The organism is Wenxinia saemankumensis (genome assembly GCF_900141735.1).
Lineage (GTDB): Bacteria > Pseudomonadota > Alphaproteobacteria > Rhodobacterales > Rhodobacteraceae > Wenxinia > Wenxinia saemankumensis.
Map to the genome: position 1 here is coordinate 301347 of NZ_FQYO01000004.1, position 22220 is coordinate 323566.

The 22220-nt window shown below is 73.8% G+C and carries 23 protein-coding genes; 15 read left to right on the forward strand and 8 right to left on the reverse strand.

The window, feature by feature from the left end; genetic code table 11:
- Nucleotides 1–15: 15 nt before the first annotated feature.
- From BUE30_RS12540 to BUE30_RS12560, 5 genes are all read left to right on the forward strand, one after another.
- Nucleotides 16–747, forward strand: a complete 732-nt coding sequence (locus tag BUE30_RS12540) for a 16S rRNA (uracil(1498)-N(3))-methyltransferase (protein ID WP_073331884.1) — start codon at nt 16–18, stop codon at nt 745–747.
- A complete protein-coding gene (locus BUE30_RS12545; protein ID WP_083601376.1) occupies nt 744–1601 on the forward strand; it encodes a GNAT family N-acetyltransferase in 858 nt (285 codons plus the stop codon). The genes BUE30_RS12540 and BUE30_RS12545 overlap by 4 nt, the downstream gene beginning before the upstream one ends.
- Entirely contained in the window at nt 1594–2133 is a 540-nt protein-coding gene (locus tag BUE30_RS12550; RefSeq protein ID WP_073331162.1) for a hypothetical protein, read from the forward strand. The genes BUE30_RS12545 and BUE30_RS12550 overlap by 8 nt, the downstream gene beginning before the upstream one ends.
- Nucleotides 2134–2192: 59 nt before the next feature.
- Nucleotides 2193–3566: a glutamate--cysteine ligase gene (locus tag BUE30_RS12555; RefSeq protein WP_073331165.1), complete on the forward strand. Its 1374-nt coding sequence runs from the start codon at nt 2193–2195 to the stop codon at nt 3564–3566.
- 135 nt (nt 3567–3701) lie between these two features.
- Nucleotides 3702–3971 carry a hypothetical protein gene (locus BUE30_RS12560; protein WP_073331167.1) on the forward strand — a complete coding sequence of 90 codons (270 nt, stop codon included), beginning with the start codon at nt 3702–3704 and terminating at the stop codon, nt 3969–3971.
- A 131-nt stretch (nt 3972–4102) separates the two neighbouring features.
- Here the strand turns inward: BUE30_RS12560 and plsY are convergent, their stop codons facing one another.
- The 5 genes from plsY to BUE30_RS12585 form a co-directional block, all read right to left on the reverse strand.
- Complete coding sequence (gene plsY / locus BUE30_RS12565) at nt 4103–4705, reverse strand: glycerol-3-phosphate 1-O-acyltransferase PlsY (RefSeq protein WP_139300556.1); 603 nt, start codon at nt 4703–4705, stop codon at nt 4103–4105.
- Nucleotides 4698–5960, reverse strand: coding sequence for a dihydroorotase (pyrC, locus tag BUE30_RS12570; RefSeq protein ID WP_073331173.1), 1263 nt, complete (start codon nt 5958–5960; stop codon nt 4698–4700). Before pyrC ends, plsY begins: the two co-directional genes overlap by 8 nt.
- Before the next feature lie 46 nt (nt 5961–6006).
- The gene (locus tag BUE30_RS12575; protein ID WP_073331176.1) at nt 6007–6618 is read right to left on the reverse strand and encodes a hypothetical protein; all 612 of its coding nucleotides are present in this window, start codon (nt 6616–6618) and stop codon (nt 6007–6009) included.
- A gap of 57 nt (nt 6619–6675) precedes the next feature.
- Nucleotides 6676–7212, reverse strand: a complete 537-nt coding sequence (locus BUE30_RS12580) for a hypothetical protein (protein ID WP_073331178.1) — start codon at nt 7210–7212, stop codon at nt 6676–6678.
- Between the two features lie 228 nt (nt 7213–7440).
- Nucleotides 7441–8397: an aspartate carbamoyltransferase catalytic subunit gene (locus BUE30_RS12585; protein ID WP_073331181.1), complete on the reverse strand. Its 957-nt coding sequence runs from the start codon at nt 8395–8397 to the stop codon at nt 7441–7443.
- A 142-nt stretch (nt 8398–8539) separates the two neighbouring features.
- Between BUE30_RS12585 and BUE30_RS12590 the strand changes: the two genes are divergently transcribed.
- From BUE30_RS12590 to moaB, 3 genes are read left to right on the forward strand one after another with little or no spacing between them, the layout of a single operon-like run.
- Nucleotides 8540–9355, forward strand: a complete 816-nt coding sequence (locus tag BUE30_RS12590) for a uracil-DNA glycosylase (RefSeq protein ID WP_073331183.1) — start codon at nt 8540–8542, stop codon at nt 9353–9355.
- Nucleotides 9352–9942, forward strand: coding sequence for a metallophosphoesterase family protein (locus tag BUE30_RS12595; protein WP_073331186.1), 591 nt, complete (start codon nt 9352–9354; stop codon nt 9940–9942). The genes BUE30_RS12590 and BUE30_RS12595 overlap by 4 nt, the downstream gene beginning before the upstream one ends.
- Nucleotides 9939–10469, forward strand: coding sequence for a molybdenum cofactor biosynthesis protein B (gene moaB, locus BUE30_RS12600; protein WP_139300557.1), 531 nt, complete (start codon nt 9939–9941; stop codon nt 10467–10469). The genes BUE30_RS12595 and moaB overlap by 4 nt, the downstream gene beginning before the upstream one ends.
- Nucleotides 10470–11022: 553 nt before the next feature.
- Here moaB and BUE30_RS12605 read toward each other — a convergent pair.
- Nucleotides 11023–11817, reverse strand: a complete 795-nt coding sequence (locus BUE30_RS12605; protein ID WP_073331191.1) for a protein-disulfide reductase DsbD domain-containing protein — start codon at nt 11815–11817, stop codon at nt 11023–11025.
- A 105-nt stretch (nt 11818–11922) separates the two neighbouring features.
- Between BUE30_RS12605 and BUE30_RS12610 the strand changes: the two genes are divergently transcribed.
- Nucleotides 11923–12531: a YqgE/AlgH family protein gene (locus BUE30_RS12610; RefSeq protein WP_083601377.1), complete on the forward strand. Its 609-nt coding sequence runs from the start codon at nt 11923–11925 to the stop codon at nt 12529–12531.
- Here the strand turns inward: BUE30_RS12610 and BUE30_RS12615 are convergent.
- Nucleotides 12528–13280 carry a WecB/TagA/CpsF family glycosyltransferase gene (locus BUE30_RS12615; protein WP_073331194.1) on the reverse strand — a complete coding sequence of 251 codons (753 nt, stop codon included), beginning with the start codon at nt 13278–13280 and terminating at the stop codon, nt 12528–12530. The two genes, BUE30_RS12610 and BUE30_RS12615, sit on opposite strands and share 4 nt — an antisense overlap.
- Nucleotides 13281–13418: 138 nt before the next feature.
- On the opposite strand from BUE30_RS12615, the gene BUE30_RS12620 reads away from it, so the two are divergent.
- From BUE30_RS12620 to BUE30_RS12645, 6 genes are all read left to right on the forward strand, one after another.
- The gene (locus BUE30_RS12620) at nt 13419–14546 is read left to right on the forward strand and encodes a Gfo/Idh/MocA family protein (RefSeq protein WP_073331197.1); all 1128 of its coding nucleotides are present in this window, start codon (nt 13419–13421) and stop codon (nt 14544–14546) included.
- Entirely contained in the window at nt 14534–15433 is a 900-nt protein-coding gene (locus BUE30_RS17830; protein WP_170865642.1) for an NAD-dependent epimerase/dehydratase family protein, read from the forward strand. The genes BUE30_RS12620 and BUE30_RS17830 overlap by 13 nt, the downstream gene beginning before the upstream one ends.
- On the forward strand, nt 15430–16677 hold the full coding sequence (locus tag BUE30_RS12630) for a glycosyltransferase (RefSeq protein ID WP_073331200.1): 1248 nt from the start codon (nt 15430–15432) through the stop codon (nt 16675–16677). The genes BUE30_RS17830 and BUE30_RS12630 overlap by 4 nt, the downstream gene beginning before the upstream one ends.
- Entirely contained in the window at nt 16674–17627 is a 954-nt protein-coding gene (locus tag BUE30_RS12635) for a glycosyltransferase family 2 protein (protein WP_073331203.1), read from the forward strand. Before BUE30_RS12630 ends, BUE30_RS12635 begins: the two co-directional genes overlap by 4 nt.
- A 7-nt stretch (nt 17628–17634) precedes the next feature.
- Nucleotides 17635–19719: an NAD-dependent epimerase/dehydratase family protein gene (locus tag BUE30_RS12640; protein WP_073331206.1), complete on the forward strand. Its 2085-nt coding sequence runs from the start codon at nt 17635–17637 to the stop codon at nt 19717–19719.
- 93 nt (nt 19720–19812) lie between these two features.
- Entirely contained in the window at nt 19813–20772 is a 960-nt protein-coding gene (locus BUE30_RS12645) for a CpsD/CapB family tyrosine-protein kinase (RefSeq protein WP_073331209.1), read from the forward strand.
- A gap of 31 nt (nt 20773–20803) precedes the next feature.
- Here the strand turns inward: BUE30_RS12645 and BUE30_RS12650 are convergent, their stop codons facing one another.
- Nucleotides 20804–22108, reverse strand: a complete 1305-nt coding sequence (locus BUE30_RS12650; RefSeq protein WP_073331212.1) for a GumC domain-containing protein — start codon at nt 22106–22108, stop codon at nt 20804–20806.
- Nucleotides 22109–22220 lie beyond the last annotated feature (112 nt).

Here is a 22220-nt window from a genome sequence, read left to right on the forward strand (position 1 = left end):
CATATGGTCCGCCGCATGGCTTCCAAGGTCCGCCTCTACGTAGACCACCCGCTCGGGCAGGGACAATCGGTCCCCCTGTCGCGCGACCAGGCGCATTACCTCTTCGGGGTGATGCGGCTGGGCCCGGGCGACGTGCTGTCGGTGTTCGACGGGCGCAGCGGCGAGTGGGACGCCGAGGTGGCCGAGGCGGGCAAGCGCGTCGGAACGCTTCTCTGCCGCGCCCGGACCCGTCCGCTGGCGATGCCGCCGGACCTGTGGCTGCTCTTCGCCCCGGTGAAGAAGGCGCGCACCGACTTCATCGTCGAGAAGGCGGTCGAGATGGGCGTGCGCCGCCTGGTGCCCGTCCAGACCGAGCACACCAATTCCGAGCGCATCCGGCAGGATCGGCTGCAGGCCCACGCGGTCGAGGCGGCCGAGCAATGCGGCGCGACCTTCGTCCCCGAGGTGGCGGAGCTGTCCCGGCTCGGCGCGGTGCTCGACGGCTGGGACGACGCGCGGCACCTGATGCTCTGCGACGAGGCGCGGACCGGCGAGGCGGCGGGCCTGCCCCCCGGCGACGGCGCCGGGACCGGATCCTGGGCGATCCTGATCGGCCCCGAGGGCGGCTTCTCCGACGGCGAGCGCACACGGCTCGGCGCCCTGCCCTTCACCCGGATCGTCGGGCTCGGCCCCCGGATCCTGCGCGCCGACACGGCGGCGGTGGCCGCGCTGACGCTCTGGCAGCTCGCGCTGGGGGACTGGCGGTGAGACGCGTCGTCCCGGGCGATCTCCCCGCCATCGAGGCATTCCTCCGCGCCCGCACGCCCCGCGCGATGTTCCCGCTGTCGAACCTCGCCCGCTACGGGCTGGACGGAGAGCACCCCTACGCGCCGCGGTTCTGGGCGGCGTGGTCCGGCGCGTCGGTCACGGACGTCCTGTGCCTGTCGACCAACGGCACGGTGATGCCGGTCCTGCCCTCGGGCGATGCCGGCCCCGCCCTCGAGGTGCTGCGCGGGCGCGAGGTCTGTCGCGTCATCGGACCGGCCGAGGAATGCCGCCCGCTGATCGACGGGCTCGGCCTGACCGGTCGCCCGGTCGATCTGGACCAAGACGAGCCGCATTTCGCGATGGATCTCGCCGATCTGCGCGTGCCGGACGGCCCCGGCATCCTCCACCCGCTGAGGCAGGCGGATCGCGATGTCCTGCTGGACTGGACCGCCGCCTACAATGCCGAGACGCTGGGACAGGAGCCCGAGGCCGCGCGGCGCGAGGCGATGCGGGATCTCGACCTCCGCATCGAAACCGGCTCGCACCGCGTCCTGATGGCGGGGGACGCGCCGCTGGCCATGACCGGCTTCAATGCGACGATTCCCGATTGCGTTCAGATCGGCGGGGTCTACACGCCGCCCGGCCTGCGCGGGCGGGGCCATGCCCGCCGCGCGGTCGCGCTGCACCTGGCCGAGGCGCGGAGGGCGGGCGCCACCCGCGCCACGCTCTTCGCCTCCGGACCGCCCGCGATCCGTGCCTACGAGGCGATCGGCTTCCAGCGGATCGGCACCTGGACCCTGTTCCTGATGAAGACGCCCGTACGGGTGCCCGCGCGGGGATCGGCCGATGGCTGACTTCCTCCGCCCCGAGGCGCGTGCGGCGCTGTGGCGCTGGCGCGAGGCGATCGCCGCCGGCGGGGTGATCGCCCTCGGCCTGTGGTTCGCGCTGGGCTTCGCCGGGCTGCTCTCGTGGGTCGGCTGGGCCGTCATCCTCGCCGGGGCCGCGCTCGCCGTCTCGGCGGTGCAGCGGCTGCGATTCGCGGGGGGCGGCGGCATGGGCGTGGTCGAGGTGGTGGAGGCGCAGGTCACCTATTACGGCCCGCTGGGCGGCGGCACGGCCGAACTGGGCGACCTGCAGCGCCTCGACATCGACCGCGACGCGAAGCCCGCGCATTGGTGGCTGGCCGGCCCGGGGGGCGCCACGCTCGCCATCCCCGTCGACGCCGAAGGGCAGGGCGCGCTCTTCGACGCGCTCGCGACGCTGCCGGGCCTGACCCCCTCGCAGCTGATCGAGGCCCGCTCCGGCACCGCGCCCGGCCGCCACGTCGTCTGGCAGCGCACCCGCCCCGCGCTGGCGCAGCTTCGCCCCGCGCCAGCGCGCCATTGACAGACCCGGCCCGGCGGGCCACCTCCCCCCGGCGACGGACCGCCGGAAAGGATGCCCCCATGTCGATACCCCAGTCCGGCGGCGGCCCGATCGAGAGCTTCGACCAGCTCGCCGGCTACATGGAAGCGGGCTGCAAGCCGCGGGACGACTGGCGCATCGGGACCGAGCACGAGAAGTTCGGCTACGACAAGGCGACGTTCCGGCCGCTCCCCTACGAGGGCGACAATTCGATCCACGCCATGCTCTCGGGCCTGCGCGACCGCTACGGCTGGTCCGAGGTGCTGGAGGGCGGCAAGCTGCTGGGGCTGGAAAAGGACGGGGCGAACATCAGCCTCGAACCCGGCGGCCAGCTGGAGCTGTCGGGCGCCCCGCTCGAGACGATCCACCAGACCTGCGACGAGGTGAACGACCACCTCGCCCAGGTGAAGACGGTCGCGGACGGGATCGGCGCGGGCTTCATCGGCCTCGGCGCGGCGCCCGAATGGCGGCACGAGGACATGCCGCTCATGCCCAAGGGCCGCTACCGCCTGATGAACGGCTACATGGAGAAGGTCGGCACGCTCGGCACCGCGATGATGCGGCGGACCTGCACGGTGCAGGTCAATCTCGACTTCTCCTCCGAGGCGGACATGGTGAAGAAGCTGCGCGTGGCGCTGGCGCTCCAGCCCGTCGCCACCGCCCTCTTCGCCAATTCGCCGTTCTGGGAAGGAAAGCCCAACGGCCAGAAATCCTGGCGCGCGCATATCTGGCGCCATCTCGACGCCGACCGGACCGGCATGCTCCCCTTCGTCTTCGAGGACGGGATGGGGTTCGAGGTCTATGTCGACTGGGTGCTCGACGTGCCGATGTACTTCGTCTACCGCGACGGCAAGTATATCGACGCGCTCGGCCAGTCCTTCCGCGACTTCCTGAAGGGGCAGCTGCCCGCCCTGCCGGGCGAGAAGCCCACCCTGTCCGACTGGGCGGATCACCTGACGACGGTCTTCCCCGAGGCGCGGGCCAAGAAGTTCATCGAGATGCGCGGCGCCGATGGCGGCCCCTGGCGGCGCCTCTGCGCGCTGCCGGCCTTCTGGGTCGGGCTCACCTACGATCCGGGCGCGCTCGACGCCGCCTGGGACCTGGTGAAGGGCTTCGACGCCGAGACGCGGGACGGCCTGCGCGTCGCGGCCGCGGTGGACGGCCTGCAGGGCACGGCGAACGGGGTGCGGCTGCACGACCTCGCGCGCGAGGCGGTCGCCATCGCGGATGCGGGCCTCAGGGCGCGGGCCCGCCCCGGCTCCGGCGGGCTGGTCCCCGACGAGACGCATTTCCTCAACGCCCTCAAGGAAAGCGTGGAGAGCGGCCAGACCCCCGCCGACGAGCTGCTGGAGCGCTACCGCGGCGCCTGGGGCGAGGAGCTGCGGCCGATGATCTACCGCGAATACAGCTACTGACGCCCGCGATCCGGCGCCGGGCCGTGTCCGCGCGGACCCAGGCGCGGCGCCGCGGGTCCGGCCCCGATTGACCGGCGCCCCGCTCCGGTAATCCTTCCGTCACGAAACCCCATTTCGAACGAAAGGATTTGAGACATGCGGGATTTCCTCATCGGCGCGCTCGACAAGCTGATCGGCGTGGTCGTGGTCATCATGGGCATCGTGGTCGTGGTCGGCGCGCTGAGCATGATGGCCGGCGGCGGCGGCATGGCCGGGATGCCCGGCGGCGGCGGCGTGATCGGCGGCCTCGTCTTCCTGATCGTCGGCCTGATCTACGTCACCTTCGTCGGCGGCTTCATGTATCTGGGCCTCGGCATCTACCACAACACCAAGAGGATGGCCGAGGCGATGGACCGCCGGCCCTGAGCCTGCGGGGGGAAGCCGGCGCCCCCCTTATCTTGCCGCGAAATACTCCGGGGGAGTCGCCGCAAGGCGACGGGGGCAGCGCCCCCTCCCTCCCGCGGGGCCGGGTGCGGGGACGGGGGGCCGCCGGGGCCTCAGCGGCCGATCCGGCTTTCCGTTCCCGCCAGCAGCCGTTCGATGTTCGCCCGGTGACGTGCGAAGATGAGGATCGCGAGGACGAGGCAGAGCGCGATGGCCCCGGGTCGGCCCACCAGCAGGGCGACCAGGGGCGAGGCGGCCGCCGCGACCAGCGCCGAGAGCGACGAGATCCGCAGGGCGAAGGCCATGGCCAGCCAGATCGCGCAGGCGATCAGGCCGAGCGGCCAGTGATAGGCGATGAGGATGCCGAGGAAGGTGGCGACGCCCTTGCCGCCCTTGAACCGCAGCCAGACCGGGAAGCAATGGCCGAGAAAGGCCGCCGCCCCGGCGACCTGCACCGCATCCTCGGCCGCGACGGCGCGGACGAAGAGGACGACCGCCGCCCCCTTGGCCGCGTCGAGCAGCAGCGTGGCGGCCGCGGCCGTCTTGTTCCCGGTCCGCAGGACGTTGGTGGCGCCGATATTGCCGGACCCGATCCTGCGCAGATCGCCCAGCCCCATCATCCGTGCCACGAGGATGCCGAACGGGATCGACCCGGCGAGGTAGCCCATGAGGGCCCACAGGGCGAGCGCCCCGGCGGGGGTGACGAGGTCAGGCATGATGCACTCTGTCCCCGGCGACCCAGGTCCCGGTCACGACCCCCTCCATCCGCGCGCCGTCGAAGGGGGTGTTCAGCGATTTCGATTTCAGCGTGAAGCGGTCCAGCACGAAGGGCCGGTCGGGGTCGAAGAGGACGAGGTCGGCCGGCGCGCCGGTCGTCAGCCGCCCGCACTCCAGCCCCAGCCGGCGGGCGGGGTTGGTCGACAGCGCCCGGAACAGCGCCGGCAGGTCCAGATGCCCCGCATGGACGAGGCGCAGCGCGGCGGGCAGCAGGGTCTGCAACCCCACCGCCCCGCTGGCCGCGGCCTCGAAGGGCAGGCGCTTGCTCTCCTCGTCCTGCGGTTCGTGCATCGAGCAGAGCACGTCGATCAGGCCGCTCGCCAGCGCCTCGACCGCGGCCATCCGGTCGTCCTCGGCCCGGAGCGGCGGGGTCAGCTTGAAGAAGGTGCGGTAATCGCCGACGTCGAACTCGTTCAGCGTCAGGTGATGCACACTCACCCCAGCCGTGATGTCGAGGCCGCCCCGCTTCGCCCGTTCCAGCGCCGGAAGCGACCGCGCGGTGGTGATCTGGTCGACGTGCAGCCGTGCGCCGGTCATCTCGAGGAGGGCGATGTCGCGGTCCAGCGCCATCCGCTCGGCCATCGGGGACGCGGCGGGCAGGCCGCGCAGCGAGGCGAACTTGCCCGAGGTCGCGACCGCGCCGCGCGACAGGCCGGGATCCTGCACGTGGCTCACCACCAGCGCGCCGCAGGAGCGGGCGTAGGTCAGCGCACGCGACAGGACGCGCGTGTCCTCGACCACCCGCAGCCCGTCCCCGAAGGCGACGGCGCCGGCATCCGACAGGAACCCGATCTCGGTCATCTCGCGCCCGGCCAGGCGCTTGGTCAGCGCGGCCATGGGCAGCACGCGCACGGGCGATTCGCTCGCGGCGCGGCGGGCGACGAATTCCAGCGTCTCGGGCGTGTCGATCGGCGGGTCGGTATCGGCGCGGGTGACGATCGTCGTCACGCCCCCCGCCGCCGCGGCCCGCCCGGCGGAGCGGAAGCTCTCCTTGTGGCGGGCCCCCGGCTCGCCGACCTTGACGCCGAGATCGACGATCCCGGGGGCGAGGCAGAGGCCGCCGCAATCGATCACCTCGGCATCCTCGGGCACGGGCCCGTCCGCGATGCGGCCGTCCTGCACCAGCAGGTCGCCACGCCGCTCCTCCCCGGCCTCGGGGTCGATCAGCCTCGCGTCGCGGAAGAGTGTCGCCATGTGCGGCGGGGTAGCGCGGGGGCGGGGGGCTGGCAAGCGGGCGCGGTCACTCGCGCATCTGCCGCCGCATCAGGCCGAAGACCCGCCGGGCGTCGTCGATCCGTCGGAACCCCACCGGCGTCGTCCAGCTGCGCGCCGGCCGCATCCGGCCGTTGCGCCGCCTTGCGGGGCGTTGATGCCGGTCGCGGGCGAACCAGACCGTCCCGGGATCGCCGTCCTCGAGCCGCAGGTCCTCCCAGTCTCCGGTCTCGATGCAGCGCAGGTTCCGCCGGCCGAGGGACTGCGTCGCGATATAGGCGGCGCGGTCGGTGAGCGTGTACCACGTCCGGCCATGCCGCCAGGCATCGAGAACATGCCGCCCGATCGCCTGATGAAGCCCGATCGCCACGAAGATCAGCCCGAAGAGCGGGAAGATCGAGAACAGTGCAGGCGCGTCTCCCGGCGGCGCCATGCTCGCCGCCATGCCCGTCCAGAGAAGGCCGAACCCCGCGAAGACCAGTCCGAACACCGCCTCGACCGACAGGATGCGGCCCCAGTCGATCCCGGCCCGAGGCCGGCCCTGCCAGAGGATGCGTTCGCCCGGGGCGAGGATATCCTCCCACCCGGCGGGCGGTGTCGGGGCGGGACCGGCAGCGGCCGGCGGATCGGTCAGGGTCATGGATGGGCGTCCGTGCAAAGTTGCGCGGGGGGATGGTCCCCGCGCCGCGCCCCTGCGTCAACCGGCGAGCCAGAGGAACAGCACGACCGCCAGCAGCAGCAGCGCCAGCGTCACGACGAGGGCGCCGCGGCTGCGGGGACCGCGGACCGGGGCGCCCGCCTCGGCCATGTCGGCCGGACCCTTCGCCGACCCGCTGTCCAGCACGATCCCCGGCGTCTCGGCCTCGGCCTCGGTCCAGGTGCCGACCCAGCGCAGGGGCGGGCGGACCACGACCGCGGTCCCGCGCCCCTCGAAGGCACCGGACATGACCAGCGCGACATGCCCCTCCAGCCCGTCCAGCAGCGCCGCGTCCGGCTCCAGCGCCTCATGCGCGACGCCCTGCCCGCTATGCAGGTACCCCCGCAGGCCGAGCCCGCGCAGATCGGACAGGTCGAAGACCTCGACATGCCGGGCGGACAGGCCGGGAACGCCCAGCGCCTGCGCCACGCTGCCCGGCGCGGCCTCGGCGAAGCGTTTCGCCTCCCCGGGGGGCAGGTCCACGTCGAAGACGCGGACCTGGCCGCGCTCGTGCGGGGGAATGTGCATCTCGGTCATGGACGGCCCTCCTGTCGGGAACCGACGCACGGGGCGGCCGGGCAGTTCCGGCCGGTCGGTCCCGGGGCCGCAACCGGCCCCGCTACGATGCATCCGGCTCGGCGGGGCGGCGTGGCCGGGCGGCCGATCGTGGCCCGCGCCACCCCGTCGCGCCACGGACGGCGTGCGGGCCGGGCAGGACCGCCTTCCGCGATCCGTCCGGGCCCGGGGGGTGGCGTGGCCCGGCCGTCAGACCTCCACCACCCGGGCGCCGCGCGCGGCGCGCAGGTTCCGGGCGAGCAGGTCCATCGCGGCCATCCGCACGGCGACGCCCATCTCGACCTGCGTGCCGATCACGCTGCGGTGGATGTCGTCGGCCAGCGTGCCGTCGATCTCCACCCCCCGGTTCATCGGGCCGGGATGCATGACGATCGCGTCGTCCCTGGCGCAGGCCAGCTTCTCGGCATCCAGCCCGTAGCGGTGGTAGTATTCCCGCTCCGACGGGATGAAGCCGCCGTCCATCCGCTCCTTTTGCAGGCGGAGCATCATCACCACGTCCACGTCCCGGAGGCCCTCGCGCATGTCGTGATAGACCTCGACCCCCAGATCCCCGGCCCCCGCCGGGATCAGCGTCGGCGGCCCGACGAGCCGCACGCGGTTCTCCATCTTTCCCAGCAGCAGGATGTTCGACCGCGCCACGCGGGAATGGGCGATGTCGCCGCAGATCGCGACGGACAGGCGGTGCAGGCGCCCCTTGCGCCGGCGGATCGTCAGCGCGTCGAGCAGGGCCTGCGTCGGATGCTCGTGCCGCCCGTCGCCGGCGTTCAGCACCGCGCAATCGGTCACCTTCTGCGCCAGCAGGTCGACCGCGCCGGACTGGCCGTGCCGCACCACCAGCAGGTCCGGCCGCATCGCGTTCAGCGTCAGCGCGGTGTCGATCAGCGTCTCGCCCTTCTTCACGCTCGACTGCGCCATCGCCATGCTCATCACGTCGGCGCCCAGCCGCTTGCCGGCCAGCTCGAAGCTGGCCTGCGTGCGGGTCGAGTTCTCGAAGAACATGTTGATCTGCGTCAGCCCGGTCAGCACGTCGAGATGCCCCCGGCCGGAGCGGTTCAGGTCAGCGTAGCGGTCGGCGAGGTCGAGCAGCGCGCCGATCTCGGCCGGGGCGAGCGGCTCGATCCCGAGAAGGTGGGACTGGCGCAGCATGGGGGGCTCCTTCCGCCTGTGCGGGCCGGTGATACGCGCCGCGGGGCCGGAGGGAAAGGCGCCGCCCGGCCCGCCCCCCATTGCCTCCCTTGCCCCGATTGCCCCCGTCGCCCCTGCCCCGGGCTTGGGCTAGGCTGGGCCCATGTCCGACACACCGACCGAATCGCCCGACCCGGCAAAGGCACGCGCCCTGCTCGCCGCGCTCGCCTGGCAGGTCGAGCTCGGCGCGGACGAGGCCATCGCGGACGACCCGTTCGACCGCTACGAGGCCGTCCCGACCGAGCGGCGCCCCGCCGCACCGGCCGCCGCGCCGGACGCCCCGCCGCCGGTCGAGCGCCCGGCCGAGGTGGACGCCGCCGCCGCCGCGCAGGCGGCCGCGCAGAGCGCCGGATCGGTCGAGGATCTGGCCGCGGCGCTGCAATCCTTCCCCCATTGCGAGTTGCGGCGCGGGGCGCGCAGCTTCGCCTTCGCGGACGGGCGGATCGAGGCGCGGGTGATGATCGTGGGAGAGGCGCCCGACCGCGCCGCCGACCGCGAGGGGCGCCCCTTCGCCGGGGCGGAAGGCGCGCTGCTCGACCGGATGCTCGCCGCGATCGGGCTGTCGCGGCAGGCGTCCGATCCCGCGCGCGCCGCCTACCTGACCCTCGTCAGCCCCTGGCGCCTGCCCCCCGACGGCCGGATCGAGGCGCCGGACATGGAGGTGCTCTCCGCCTTCCTCGCGCGGCACGTCGCGCTGGCGCAGCCCGATCTGCTGGTCCTGATGGGCAACCTGCCGTGCAAGGCCCTGCTAGGCGAGGACGGGATCACCCGCCTGCGCGGCCAGTGGGGCGAGGCGCTGGGCCGCCCGGCCTTGCCCATGCGTCCACCGGGCTACCTGCTGGAGAGGCCCGCCGCCAAGCGCCAGGCATGGGCGGACCTGCTATCTCTCCGAGCCAGGCTGGAGGCCGCCTCCTCATGAAGATACTCGCCTTTTCCGATCTGCATCTCGATACAGGGGCCGCCGACAGGCTGCTCGCCATGGCCGCCGACGCCGACCTCGTCCTCGGGGCCGGGGATTTCGCCGACCGGCACATGGGCCTCGCCGATTTCATGGACCGGCTGGAGCCGATCGCCGGCAAGGCGGTCTACGTGCCCGGCAACAACGAGAGCGTGGAGGCCCTGCGCGGCGCCACCTCGGCCACGGTCCTGCACGGTCAGAGCGTGGAGCGGGGCGGCCTGACGATCCTCGGCCTCGGCGCCGGGATCCCGCCCCTCGGGACGAAGGACTGGGAGAGCTGGGATCTCGGCGAGAGCGCGGCCGAGACGCTGCTCGCCCCGTTCGAGGGCTGCGACATCCTGCTGACCCATTCGCCGCCGCAGGGAATCGCGGACGAGCATTCCGAGCTCGGCCCCCTCGGTTCGGAGGCGCTGCGCCGCGCGGCCGAACGGCTGGCGCCGCGGCTGATGGTCTTCGGCCATGTCCACGATTGCTGGGGACAGGGCGGCACGATCGGCGAGACGCGGTGCCGCAACCTCGGCCCCGAGGGCTGGTGGGCAGAGCCGTGAGCGAGCGGGACTTCCTGCCCGTCCGCATCGCGGTGCTGACCGTCTCGGACACCCGCAGCAGTGCCGACGACCGCTCGGGCGACACGCTGGTCGAGCGGCTGGAGGGCGCGGGCCACGTCCTCGCCGCCCGCGGGATCCTGCCGGACGATCGCGCGGCGATCGCGGCGCGCCTGCGGAGCTGGTGCGCCGATGACGGCATCGACGTCATCCTGACGACCGGGGGGACCGGGCTGACCGGGCGCGACGTGACGGTCGAGGCGCATCGCGACGTCTACGAGAAGGAGATCGACGCCTTCGGCACGGTCTTCACCCTCGTCTCGATGAACAAGATCGGAACGAGCGCAGTGCAGTCCCGCGCGACCGGCGGCGTGGCGATGGGTACCTACCTCTTCGCCCTGCCCGGCAGCCCCGGCGCCTGCCGCGACGCCTGGGACGAGATCCTCGCCCCCCAGCTCGACTACCGTCACCGTCCCTGCAACTTCGTCGAGATCATGCCGCGGCTGGACGAGCACCTGCGCCGGAAGTGACGGCCTGCCCCGGGGCGGACCGGCCCTCGGGTTCGGCGGGGTGGGTGCGACCCACCTTGCGGGCCGGCAGGGGTGAGGCGCAGCGTCGGTCCATCCGCGACGCGCGGGGATCGGGGGGTGGGTGCGACCCACCCTACGGGCCGGCGGGGAGTGAGGCGCATCGTCGGTCCATCCGCGACGCGCGGGGATCGGCGGGGTGGGTGCGGCCCGCCCCACGGAATCGGGCTAGCCGGGCGACCTCGCCTCCAAGTCGCGCTGCCTGTAGGGTGGGTCGCACCCACCCCCGGCCCGGATCGCCGCCGATCGACCGGCGGAGCCGCTTCCATCACCCGGGAAATGGCCCGGGCCGCCGACGGGTTCCCCGCCCCATACCCGCCCGGTCATCCGTCACCTCGGCCGCGCGGACGACCTCGCCTCCCCTTCGTGCGGCCCCGTAGGGTGGGTCGCACCCGCCCCCCCCCGGCGCGGATCGTCACACCCGACCGCCCCGGATCGACCGGCCGGTGCGGGGCCCTCGCCCGTCAGGGCCGGCCCGCCGATGGGGCGCCCCGGCCTATCCCGCCGGGCAGCCCGTCACCTCGACCGCGCGACCGGCGCCGATCACCGTCAGCCGCAGGGCGGAGCGGTCGAGCATCAGGGCCCCGCTCTCGGCCCGCGCCTCGGCCCGGGCGGTCAGCCGGTCGCCGGTGCGGGTCACCTCCGCCTCGCTCACCCAGATGCCGGGCAGGCCGGCCTCGATCGCCACCGTCTCGTCGGCGCCCTGCGGCGGCAGGTCCAGCTCGGCGGTGATCTCGACCCCGCGCGCGGTGGACCGCAACCGGCAGGTCGCGGCGCCCATCCCCGCCTCGGCGCCGGTGAGCGGCGTGTCGAGCAGCGCCGCCACGATCTCGCGGTCGCGGGCGCCCGGGTCGGGCAGGTCGAGCGAGAAGGCGAGCCGCGCCGGCACGCAGATCTCGTGGCAGATCCCGAGGTCGATCTCGCCCGCCAGCCGCACCGGGCCGGCGCCGGTCGTGCGGATCTCCAGCGGCAGGACGACCTCGTCGTGATAGCCGATGCTCTTCATCCCCGACTGGTCGAAGACCTGCGGCACCGGCCAGCGCACCTCGACCCCCGCCACCCCGTGCGAGCCGGTCCAGTCGAATTCGGGCGGGATGCCGGCATCGCCCGGGGCGCGCCAGTAGGTCTTCCACCCCGGGGCCATGGTCAGGCGCAGCCCCGCGACATGGCGGCCCTCTCCGTCCTGCCAGCCGGGCAGGATCTCGGCCCGGACCAGGTCCTCGGGCGGGGTGGCGGCGGCGAGCGCGGGGCGCAGGGCAAGCGCCAGCAGCAGGAGGAGAAGGCGTGTCATGGCGCTACCCCTCGCCCCCGGCCGCTGAAATGGGAAGTCACGAATGGGCGAGAGAGCGCCTGCCCTGCCCTTGCCAGTGGTGGGACGGCACCACATCATCGGGTCATGACCGATCCCGACCACGCCTCCGGCGACGATTACCCCGAAGATCCGGGCGGCGACAGCTTCGCCGGGTCCCTGCTCGTGGCGATGCCGGGGATGGGCGACAGCCGCTTCTCGGGCAGCGTCGTCTATCTCTGCGCCCACTCGGGCGAGGGGGCGCTGGGCCTGATCGTCAACAAGCCGGCACCCGAGATCCGCTTCCGCGACCTGCTGAAGCAGCTGGGCATCGAGGTGGCGGACACGATCCCCGACATCCGGGTCCATTTCGGCGGCCCGGTCGAGACGGCGCGCGGCTTCGTCCTGCACTCGCCCGATTACAGCGCGGGCGACGCCACGCTCGAGGTGGACGACAGCACCTCGATGACCGCCTCGCTCGAGGTGCTGCAGGCGATCGCGCGCGGCGACGGGCCGGGCGCGTCGATGCTGGCGCTCGGCTATGCCGGCTGGGGGCCGGGCCAGCTCGAGGCCGAGATCGCGCAGAACGGCTGGCTGATCGCCCCGGCGCGCGACGACATCGTCTTCGGCCGCGCGAACGAGCACAAATGGACCGCCGCCGTGCGGGCGCTGGGCATCGACCCTCTGGTCCTCTCCTCGGAAGGGGGCCGCGCCTAGCGCCGCCGCAGACGCCACGCGGCGAGGGCGTGGCCCGGCAGGATCGCGGCGCTGCGGGCGTAGCGCCCGACGAGACGCCGGGGATCGGTCGCCATGCGCCAGACCCATTCCATCGCCAGCCGCCGGATCCAAGCCGGCGCCCGCCTCTGCGACCCGCCGAGGAAATCGAGCCCCGCCCCGATGCAGGCGAAGCCCAGCCCCGGCGTCAGGTCGCGGCCGCGCGCGGCCAGCAGCTCCTGCTTCGGCGCGCCGAGCGCGAGGAAGACGAGCCGCGCGCCCGAGGACTCGGCCTCGCGCAGGAGCGCGGCCGCCGGCGCGCCGGCAGGGTCGAAGCCCATCGGGGGCGCGATCCGGGCGGCCACGCGCAGACCCGGCACCTGCGCCTCGAGATGCGCGGCGGCCGCGTCCAGCGCCGCCTCCGTCCCGCCGAGGAGGCCGACCGGAACGCCGGCCCGGGCGGCCAGGCGCGCCAGCGGAAGGACGAGGTCCGCGCCCGGCACCAGCTCCACCCCCCGCCCGGCCAGGCGGGACAGCCAGACGACCGGGTTGCCGTCCGCCGTCACGAACTCCGCCCGGGCATAGGCCGCGCGGAAGGCCGCGTCGCGGCGCAGCTTCACCAGGTGGTCGAGGTTGAGCGTGACGAGGGAGAAGCCCTCGCCCCGGGCCAGCCGGGCGCCCACCCCGGCCAGCAGGGCCGCCCGGTCGGGGGCGGTCAGGGCGATCTCGGTCTCGCCCGCCCGGAAGGTCATGCGTGTCGCTGCGGCCATGGCGCGATCTCGTCTGGCCCCCGCCCCCGCCGCAAGGCAGCATGGGCGAAAGGGCGACAAAGTGTTGCCACGCTTCCATGTTGGGGCGAGACATCCGCCGGCAGAGCAGACCGAACAGGCATGGCAGAGACAGCATCGACGATCCCGATCGTTCTGATCGGCTGCGGGTTCGTGGCCGATCTCTACATGCGCTCGTTCCGGCTGCATCGCGAGGCGCGGATCCTCGGCGCCTGGGATCGCGACCCGGCCCGGCTGCGCGCCTTTACCGACCATTGGTCGCTGGACGCCTTTCCGGGGGCGGAGGCCGCCTTCGCCGCGGCGCGGGGCGGTATCGTGCTGAACCTGACGAACCCTTCCGAACATGCCGGCGTGACCCGCGCGGCGCTGGCGGCCGGTGCGCATGTCTTCTCGGAAAAGCCGTTGACATCCGACATGGGCGAGGCGCGCGCCCTGGCAGAGGCGGCGGGGCGGGCGGGCCTGCACCTCGCCTCGGCGCCGTCGAGCGTGCTGTCGCGCGCCGCGCAGACCCTGCTGCACGCCCTGCGCGCCGGACGGATCGGCGCGCCGCGGCTGGTCTATGCCGAGCTCGACGACGGCTTCATCCCGCAGGCCCCCGTCCGGGACTGGCAGAGTGCGAGCGGCGCGCCCTGGCCCTGGGCCGACGAGTTCCGCACCGGCTGCACGCTGGAACATGCGGGCTACTGGCTGAGCTGGCTGATCGCCGCCTTCGGCCCCGTCTCCCGGGTCGTCACCGCGGCCGAGGAGGTGCTGCCGGACAAGCCGGCCGGCGGGGCGCCCGACGCCTCGGTCGCCACGCTGACCTTCCGCGGCGGTGGGCCGATGGCCCGGCTCACCTGCTCGATCGTCGCGCCGCACGATCACAGGCTGCGGATCATCGGCGAGCGCGGCGCGCTGGAGGTCGATGCCGCCTGGGACAATGCCGCGCCGGTCCATGTCCGGCCCCGCTTCCGCCTCCGGCGGCGCCTGGTCGACAGCCCGCTGCGCCGCCGCCACCGCCTGCCGGGGCGGCAGAGCCACCCCTTCGTCACGCGCGAGGGGGCGGCGTCGATGAACTTCGCCCTCGGCCCGCTCGAGATGGCAGGGGCGATCGCCGCCGGCCGCGCGCCGCGCCTCGCCGGGGACTACGCGCTGCACCTGACCGAGGTGACTCTGGCCTGCCAGCGCACCGGCGTGCACGAGATGACGACCGCCTGCCCCCCGATGGAGCCGATGCCGTGGGCGCGCTGAGGCTGCTGGTCACCGGGGCGACCGGCTATGTCGGCGCCGCCGTCGTGCGCGAGGCGCTCGCCCGGGGCCACGCGGTGCGGGTGCTGTCGCGCGACGGGCGCAGCGGCGGGCGGGTCCGCGTCGTGACCGGCGACCTGCTGGATGCGGACACCCTCGCCCGCGCGGTGGACGGGATCGACGCGGTGATCCACTGCGCCTCCCCCCTCGTCGCCGACGACCGGCAGATGACCCGGATCACCGTGACCGGCACGGCCCGGCTGTTCCGCGCCGCCGCCGCGGCGGGGGTGGGGCGCCTCGTCCTTGCCGGATCGATGGGCGTGTACGCCGGTCGGCCGGAGGCGCGGATCGACGAGACCTCGCCGGTGGAGCCGCGGCCCGAGGCGCGGGACGTCTATACCCGCGCCAAGATCGCGCAGGAGGCGGTCGCGCGCGAGCACCGGGGCGGCACCGGCCTGTGGGTCCTGCGTCTGGGGGCGGTCTGGGGCGCGGGCCGTCTGGCGCATGGCCATGTCGCGCGGCTCGGGCCGGTCCGCGTCACAGGCCCGGGCGAGCTGCCGATCCTGCAGCGGGCCCATGCGGGAGAGGCCCTCGTGCGGGCCGCCGAGACCGCGCCGGACGGGGCGGAGGTGCTGAACGTCCTCGACGCCGACCGTCCGACCCGCGCCGCCTGGGATGCCGCGACGGGCCGCACCGGCCCGGCCCTGTCCTGGCGCCTGCTCGACGCGGCCGCCGGCCTGCCGCTGCCGGGGAAGCCGGGGCTCCTGCGGCGGCCGGCGCTGCGCGCGCGGCTGGCGCCGATGACCTACGACACAGCCCGCGCCGAGGCGCGTCTGGGCTGGCGCGGCGGCACGCCCTTCGCCGAGGCGATGGCGGAGGCGCTGGAATGAGCGCCCCCCTGCACCCTCCCCTGCCCGGTCCGGTGTCCTACCTGACGGGAGAGTTTCCCCGCGCCTCAGACACGTTCATCCAGCGCGAGATCGCGGGACTCGAGGCGGCGGGCTTCGACATACGGCCCTGCTCGGTCCGCCGGACGGGGGCCGAACACCTGACAGGGCCCGAGCAGCGGGATCTCCAGGCGCGCACGTTCCACGTCCTCGAGGCGGCGAAGCGCCCCGCCGCCCTGCGCGCCCACCTCGCCGCGATGCGGGCGGGACGCTGGGGGCGCACGCTGCGGCTCGCCTGGTCGGTCTCGGCCAGGGGGCTGCGCGGGCGGCTCTACGGACTGATCTACTTCCACGAGGCGATCGTCCTCGCCGCGCATCTGCGGGCCATCGGCGCGGTGCACCTGCACAACCACATCGCCAAATCCTCCGGCACCGTGGCGATGCTGGCCGGCGAGGCGTCGGGGATCCCCCACAGCTTCACCCTGCACGGACCGGACATCTTCTTCGCGCCCGAGCACTGGCGGCTGGATGCCAAGATCGCGCGCGCCGCCTTCGTCGCCTGCATCTCGCGCTTCGCCCGCGCGCAGGCGATGCTCTGGTCGGACTCCGCGCACTGGGACAGGCTGCACATCGTCCATTGCGGGGTCGATCCCGCCCGATATGCCGGCGCGGCCGAGGGGGCCGGAACCCGCGCCCTCTTCGTCGGGCGCCTCTCGGCGGTGAAGGGCGTGCCGGTCCTGTTCGACGCGCTGGAACGGACGCCCGGCGTGACGCTGACGCTGATCGGCGACGGCCCCGACCGCCCGGCGCTCGAGGCGGCGGCGCGCGCCCGGAACCTGCCGGTGACCTTCCTCGGCTATCGCAGCCAGGCCGAGGTGGCCGAGGCGCTCGCCGCGCACGACATGCTCGTCCTGCCCTCCTTCGCCGAAGGGGTGCCCGTCGTCCTGATGGAGGCGCTGGCGGCCGGCCGGGCCGCCATCGCCACCAATGTCGGCGGCGTGTCCGAGCTGATCGTGGAGGGCGAGACCGGGCTGCTCATCCCGCCGGGAGATGCCGGCGCGCTGGCCGCCGCGATGCGACGCGTCGCGGGCGATGCGGCGCTGCGGAACCATCTGGCGCAGGCCGGACGCCGCAAGGTAAAGGCGGAATTCGACGCCGCCGCCGAAGCGCTGCGTCTCGGCGCCCACTTCGTCGCCTGCCATGCCGGCCTGCCCCGACCGGTCGAACGTTCCGGAGTTGATCAGTGACCCCCCTGGCCGCCATCGTCATCGGTCGCAACGAAGAGGACCGGCTTCTCGCCTGTCTCCGCAGCCTGCAGGGCCGGGTCGACCGGCTGATATATGCCGACAGCGGCTCCACCGACGGCTCGCTCGCCGCCGCCGCCGCGCTCGGGGTGGAGACGGTGGCCCTGTCCCCGCCGCATACCGCCGCCCGGGGCCGCAATGCCGGCGCCGCCGCGCTGGGCGACTGGGACGGGCACCTGCTCTTCGTCGACGGCGACTGCACCGTCGATCCCGGCTGGCCCGGCGCGGCCCGCGCTGCGCTGGACGCCGATCCCGGCCTCGGCCTCGTCACCGGCTGGCGGCGCGAGCGGTATCCCGAACGCAGCATCTTCAACCGCATGGCCGAGGTGGAATGGCACCGCCCCGCAGGAGAGATTCGTACCTGCGGCGGGGATATGGCGGTCCGGGCGGCGGCCTTCCGGCAGATCGGGGGGTTCGACGCCGGTTTGATCGCCGCCGAGGACGACGATTTCTGCCTGCGGCTCGGAAAGGCCGGCTGGCGGTTGCAGCGGCTGCCCGTCGCGATGACCGAGCACGACATGGACATGACGAACATCCGCCAATGGTGGCGCCGCGCGGTCCGCAGCGGACACGGCTTCGCGCAGGTGGGCGAGATGCACCCCCCGCATTGCCGGCGCGACCGCCTGCGGGTGATCGGCTATTGCGCCCTCGCCGCGTTCGGCGTGCTGGCGAGTGCGATCACGCCCTGGGCGGGGGGCGCGGTCCTTGCGATCCTCGCGATCTCTCTGGTCCGGACGGCCCGGGGACTGCGCCGGGCGCACGACATGGACATGGCCGAGGCGCTGCACCAGGCGGCCTGGCTGCTCGCCACGAAGCTGCCGAACCTCGTCGGCATCGCGATGTGGCACCTGCGCCGGCGCGAACGGCCCCCGGAGATCATCGAATACAAGTGAGACCTGCATGACCGACATCCGCGCCGCGATCCTCGGGGCCGGCTACATCGCCGACTGGCACGCCGCCGCCATCGCCGCGACGCCGGGCGTGCGGCTGGCCGCCGTGTGCGATCCGGACCGCGCGTCGGCCGAGGCGCTGGCGAACCGGTACGGGGCCGAGGCCTTCACCGAACTCGACGCGCTCGTCGCCAGCGGCACCGCGCAGGCGGTCCACATCCTGACGCCGCCGGCTCTGCATGCCGATCTCGCCGTCCGGTGCCTCGATGCCGGGCTGCACGTGCTGGTCGAGAAGCCCGCCGCCCTGTCGGTGGACGAGTTCGCCCGGATGGAAGAGGCGGCAACCCGCGCCGGCCGTCACCTCGCCGCGGGTCACAACTTCCTCGGCCTGCCCCGCTACGGGCGGCTGAAACGGCTGATGGCCTCCGGCGCGCTCGGCCGGGTCAGCGACATCCGCGTCGACTGGGCCCTGCCGCTGGCTCCGCTCCGCTCGGGGCCCTACGGGCTGTGGCTGCTGAACGAGACGCGCAACCTGCTGTGGGAGCTGGGGCCGCACCCGGTCTCGCTCGCGCAGGATCTGGCGGGGCGGCTCGACGTGCGGATGCTCGACCTCGGGCAGCCGGCCCGCCTGCCCGGCGGCGCCGAGCGGCCGCAGAGCTGGCGCGTGCTCGCCCGGGCCGGGGCGGTGGACGTGACGCTGGCGCTGTCGCTGGTCGAGACGATCGATACCCGCCTCGTCACGGTGCGCGGATCGGGCGGCCGGGCCGTGCTGGACTACGCCTCCGACACCCTGACCGTGGCGCGGGACAACACGGCCGAGCTGGTCGCCAATCCGCTGATGCGCCAGCTGTCCGAGGGATGGGAGCATCTGCGCGAGGGCGCCCGCAACGCCGCGATCCAGGGCGGCACGCTGAACAGGCGCAGCCCCTATGCGCAGAGCTTCCGCGGGATGGTCGCCGCCTTCCACGACGGGATCCGGTCGGGCGATCCCGACCGCCGCTTCGCCCCCGGCGCGGCGCGGGCGGTAACGCAGACTCTGGCGGAGATCGAGCGGCTGATCCCGCCGCAGCCCGCCCCCTCCATCGCGACCGGCACCCCGTCCCCGACGGCGATGGTGATCGGCGGTACGGGCTATATCGGTCGGGCCCTGACCCGCGCCCTCGCCGCGCGCGGCACGCATGTCCGCGTCGTCTCGCGCGGGCGGCACGGCCCGTTCGACGACATCGCGGACCGGGTCGAGACGGTGCGCGTGTCGCTGTCCGACGAAGCGGGGCTGACCGAGGCGATGCGGGGGATCGACATCGTCTACAACCTCGCCCGTGCGCTCGAGGACACGTGGGAGGCGGCGCTGCGGAACGATGTCGGCACCGCCCTGCGGATCGCGCGGGCCGCCCACGCGGCCGAGGTGGACCGGCTGGTCTACACGGGGACCATCGCCTCCTACGACATGAGCGATCCTAGAACCGTCATCACCGAGGAGACGGGCTTCGGCGAGATCGAGGACCGCAACCTCTACGCCCGGTCCAAGGCGGAATGCGAACGCCGCCTGATGGAGATGCACGAGAGCGCGGGTCTGCCGCTCGTCGTCGCGCGGCCCGGCATCGTGGTCGGCGGGGACGGCCCCCTGCAGCACTGGGGCATCGGGCGCTGGCACGGGCCGGGGGCGGTCACGCTCTGGGGCGACGGGCGCAACGTCCTGCCCTTCGTGCTGGTCGAGGACGTGGTCGAGGGGCTGATCCTCTGCGGCACCACGGACGGGATCGAGGGCGAGAGCTTCAATCTCGTCGGCGGCCCGATCCTGTCGGCGCGCGACTACTTCCAGGCGATCCACGACCGGCTGCACGCGCGCATCCGCGTCCGCAGCGGCTACCTGCACGGCCTCTGGGCCACGGACGCGGTGAAATGGGCGCTCAAGCGCCATGCGCTCGGCCGGCGGGACGCGGTGCTGCCCAGCCTCGCCGACTGGAAGAGCCGGGCCCATCTCGCGCGCTTCGACAACGCCCTGCCGAAACGCCGCCTCGGCTGGTCGCCGGAGGAGACGCGGGCCCGCTTCCTCGACCGGGCGATCGACGGACGGGCCCTGTTCGGACTGTGAGGGCGGGCCGGAACCCGACGATCACCGCGACAATGGCGCATTTGCGCCGCCTTTGTAGACTTTGAACGACCCGACCAACCGCGAAGCGAGACCATGACCGACCGTCCGCAGAAGGCCCGCAAGCGCCCCCGCCTCACCCGGGCGGATCGCGACCGGCTGGTCGAGGAGATCGCGCGGATCGAGGCCGGGTCCGCGGCCGCCCGCCCGCCGCGCCGCACGCTGCCCCCCCGGCCCGGTACGCCGCCGCCGGACCTGTCGGACCTGCGACACGCGCTGGCCGACGACGCGGCAGAGGTGGACTACATCGACCCGACCGAGGCGCCGCTGCCGCGGATCGTCGACCTCTGGCCCGCGCTGCCGCGGGTCGCACTCGACAAGCGGACGCTGGCCCGGAACCTCGTCATCACCGCGGCGCGCACCGATCCGGCCTATGCCGCCTTCGACGTGCTGCGCACGCGGCTGGTCCAGGCAATGGCCGATCACGGCTGGACGCGCGTCGCCATCACCTCGCCCACCCGCGGCTGCGGCAAGAGCTTCGCCGCCGCGAACCTCGCCCTCACCCTGTCGCGCTACCACGACACCCGGACCGCGCTGATCGACGCCGACCTGCGGCATCCGGGCCTCGCCGGGTATCTGGGGCTGACGGCGCCCGCCGCGACCGGGGATTACCTGCGCGGCCAGATCGCGGCCGAGGACTGGCTGCTGGCGGTGGAGCCGAGCGGCCTGCAGCTGGGCCGGCATCTGGCCATCGGGCTGAACGCCCGCGCCGAGACCTACGCGGCCGAGCTGTTCCAGTCGGGCAGCACCGCCGACGCGCTGGCGCGGCTGCAGCAGGGCCTCCGGCCCGACGTGATGCTGTTCGACCTGCCGCCGGCGCTGGACCACGACGACGTGATCGCCTTCCGCCCGCATTTCGATTGCGTGCTGATGGTGGTCGGAGGGGGGATCACCCGCGCCTCGGAAGTGCGCGAGGCGGTCCGGCGGATCGGCGAGGACCGGCCCGTCGTGGGCATCGTGCTCAACATGGCCGATCCGGGCGACGACCTGGCCTGACCGGGACGAGGGGGCCGGGCCGGCCCCGCCCTCAGCGGGTGACGAGGCGGCCCGCGCCGCCGCCGCTTCCCGTCACGCGCCAGACGCCGGACATCAGCAGCGTCGCGCCCGCGCCGATCAGCACGGCAAACCCCACGACCACCCGCCGCAGCCGCCGCTCGGGCGGGCGGCCGAGACGCGGGATCACCACGACCGGCTTCGCGCCGATCTGCCGCTCGAGCTGCGCGGCCGTCCTGATCCGGCCGGCCGACACTTCCAGCGCCAGCGCCAGCATCAGCGCCAGGGCACCCGAAACGACGCCCCCGGCCAGCGCCAGCTTGGCCCGGCTGGTCGAGACGGACCCCTCGGGCACGATCGCCTCCTCCAGCACCTCGAATCGCTGCGACTGTTCTTGGCTCTCGATGATCTCGGTCATCGACGCCTCGGTCCGGCGCTGCGTCAGCACGCCCAGCTCGTCGCGGTACTGCGCCAGCTGCCGTTCGTAGACGCCGATCTGGCGCTCGACCTCCGGGCCGGCGTCGATCGCGGCCTGCGCATCGGCGAGCCTCGTGTCGATCAGGTCGACCTGCTGCTCGAGGAGCGCGCGCTGCTGGGCCAGCTCGCCCTCGCGCAGGCGGTCGGCGCTGCCGGCCAGCGCGACTAGTTCGCGCTCCAGCGTCAGGCGCTGCTCGGACAGGCGGGCGATCTGCTCGCGCTGGGCGGTCTGCGCGGTCGGCAGGCTCTCGGCATTGGCCTCGCGGTAGCGGGTCAGCGCCTCTTCCGTGTCCTCGATCAGGCCGGTCACCCGCGCCTCCTCGGACTGGAAGAAGTCGAGCGTCAGCGCGGCCCGGCCCTGCGCGCGGCGGCGTCCCTCCTCGATGATGCGGTCCGACAGCTCGTTCGCGACGGCCGCCGCCTCGGTCGGGTCGCCCATGCGGACAGTGATCGACAGACCGGCAGGCTGCACGTCGGGCCGCCAGGCGAGGGCGGGGTCGATCATCTTGGCGATCGTCACGCTGTCGCGCAGCGCCTCGACCCGCTCGATCGGGGACTCGACCTCGGGAAACAGGCCGAGGCGCTCGACCACGCCCATCAGCGAGTCGCGGGCCAGAACCCGCCCCTGGATCAGGTCGAGCTGGCTGTCGGCGGTGAGGGTCGTGCCGGTGCCGGCGCCAGTCAGGCTCTCGGTCACGCGGGGCGCCTCGATCTGGATCAGCGCGATCGCCTGGTAGACCTTCGGCTGCTGCAGGGCGAACCAGACCGACAGGGCCGACCCGGCGAGGCCGACCAGCAGGATGACGTACCAGCGCCGCAGAAGCGCGCGGATCACGTCCTTGATCGAGGTGAAGGGTCCCATGCGGCCGCTCCGTTCCCGTGTCGCCGACAAGGATGCCCGGCGGCCGAACCGCGCGCATCCCCGTTCGGCCCCGTCGCCGCCACACCCGGGTCACAATCTAGGCATCCCGCCC

Coding starts and splice junctions, on each gene's coding strand:
- pyrC (WP_073331173.1), bottom strand. CDS start 5,960: ATGGCGACACTCTTCCGCGACGCGAGGCTGATCGACCCCGAGGCCGGG.
- BUE30_RS12640 (WP_073331206.1), top strand. CDS start 17,635: ATGACCGACATCCGCGCCGCGATCCTCGGGGCCGGCTACATCGCCGAC.
- BUE30_RS12610 (WP_083601377.1), top strand. CDS start 11,923: ATGACCGATCCCGACCACGCCTCCGGCGACGATTACCCCGAAGATCCG.
- BUE30_RS12590 (WP_073331183.1), top strand. CDS start 8,540: ATGTCCGACACACCGACCGAATCGCCCGACCCGGCAAAGGCACGCGCC.
- BUE30_RS12580 (WP_073331178.1), bottom strand. CDS start 7,212: ATGACCGAGATGCACATTCCCCCGCACGAGCGCGGCCAGGTCCGCGTC.
- BUE30_RS12615 (WP_073331194.1), bottom strand. CDS start 13,280: ATGACCTTCCGGGCGGGCGAGACCGAGATCGCCCTGACCGCCCCCGAC.
- BUE30_RS12595 (WP_073331186.1), top strand. CDS start 9,352: ATGAAGATACTCGCCTTTTCCGATCTGCATCTCGATACAGGGGCCGCC.
- BUE30_RS12540 (WP_073331884.1), top strand. CDS start 16: ATGGCTTCCAAGGTCCGCCTCTACGTAGACCACCCGCTCGGGCAGGGA.
- BUE30_RS12645 (WP_073331209.1), top strand. CDS start 19,813: ATGACCGACCGTCCGCAGAAGGCCCGCAAGCGCCCCCGCCTCACCCGG.
- BUE30_RS12575 (WP_073331176.1), bottom strand. CDS start 6,618: ATGACCCTGACCGATCCGCCGGCCGCTGCCGGTCCCGCCCCGACACCG.
- plsY (WP_139300556.1), bottom strand. CDS start 4,705: ATGCCTGACCTCGTCACCCCCGCCGGGGCGCTCGCCCTGTGGGCCCTC.
- BUE30_RS12630 (WP_073331200.1), top strand. CDS start 15,430: ATGAGCGCCCCCCTGCACCCTCCCCTGCCCGGTCCGGTGTCCTACCTG.
- BUE30_RS12550 (WP_073331162.1), top strand. CDS start 1,594: ATGGCTGACTTCCTCCGCCCCGAGGCGCGTGCGGCGCTGTGGCGCTGG.
- BUE30_RS12560 (WP_073331167.1), top strand. CDS start 3,702: ATGCGGGATTTCCTCATCGGCGCGCTCGACAAGCTGATCGGCGTGGTC.
- BUE30_RS12555 (WP_073331165.1), top strand. CDS start 2,193: ATGTCGATACCCCAGTCCGGCGGCGGCCCGATCGAGAGCTTCGACCAG.
- BUE30_RS12605 (WP_073331191.1), bottom strand. CDS start 11,817: ATGACACGCCTTCTCCTCCTGCTGCTGGCGCTTGCCCTGCGCCCCGCG.
- BUE30_RS12620 (WP_073331197.1), top strand. CDS start 13,419: ATGGCAGAGACAGCATCGACGATCCCGATCGTTCTGATCGGCTGCGGG.
- BUE30_RS12650 (WP_073331212.1), bottom strand. CDS start 22,108: ATGGGACCCTTCACCTCGATCAAGGACGTGATCCGCGCGCTTCTGCGG.
- BUE30_RS12585 (WP_073331181.1), bottom strand. CDS start 8,397: ATGCTGCGCCAGTCCCACCTTCTCGGGATCGAGCCGCTCGCCCCGGCC.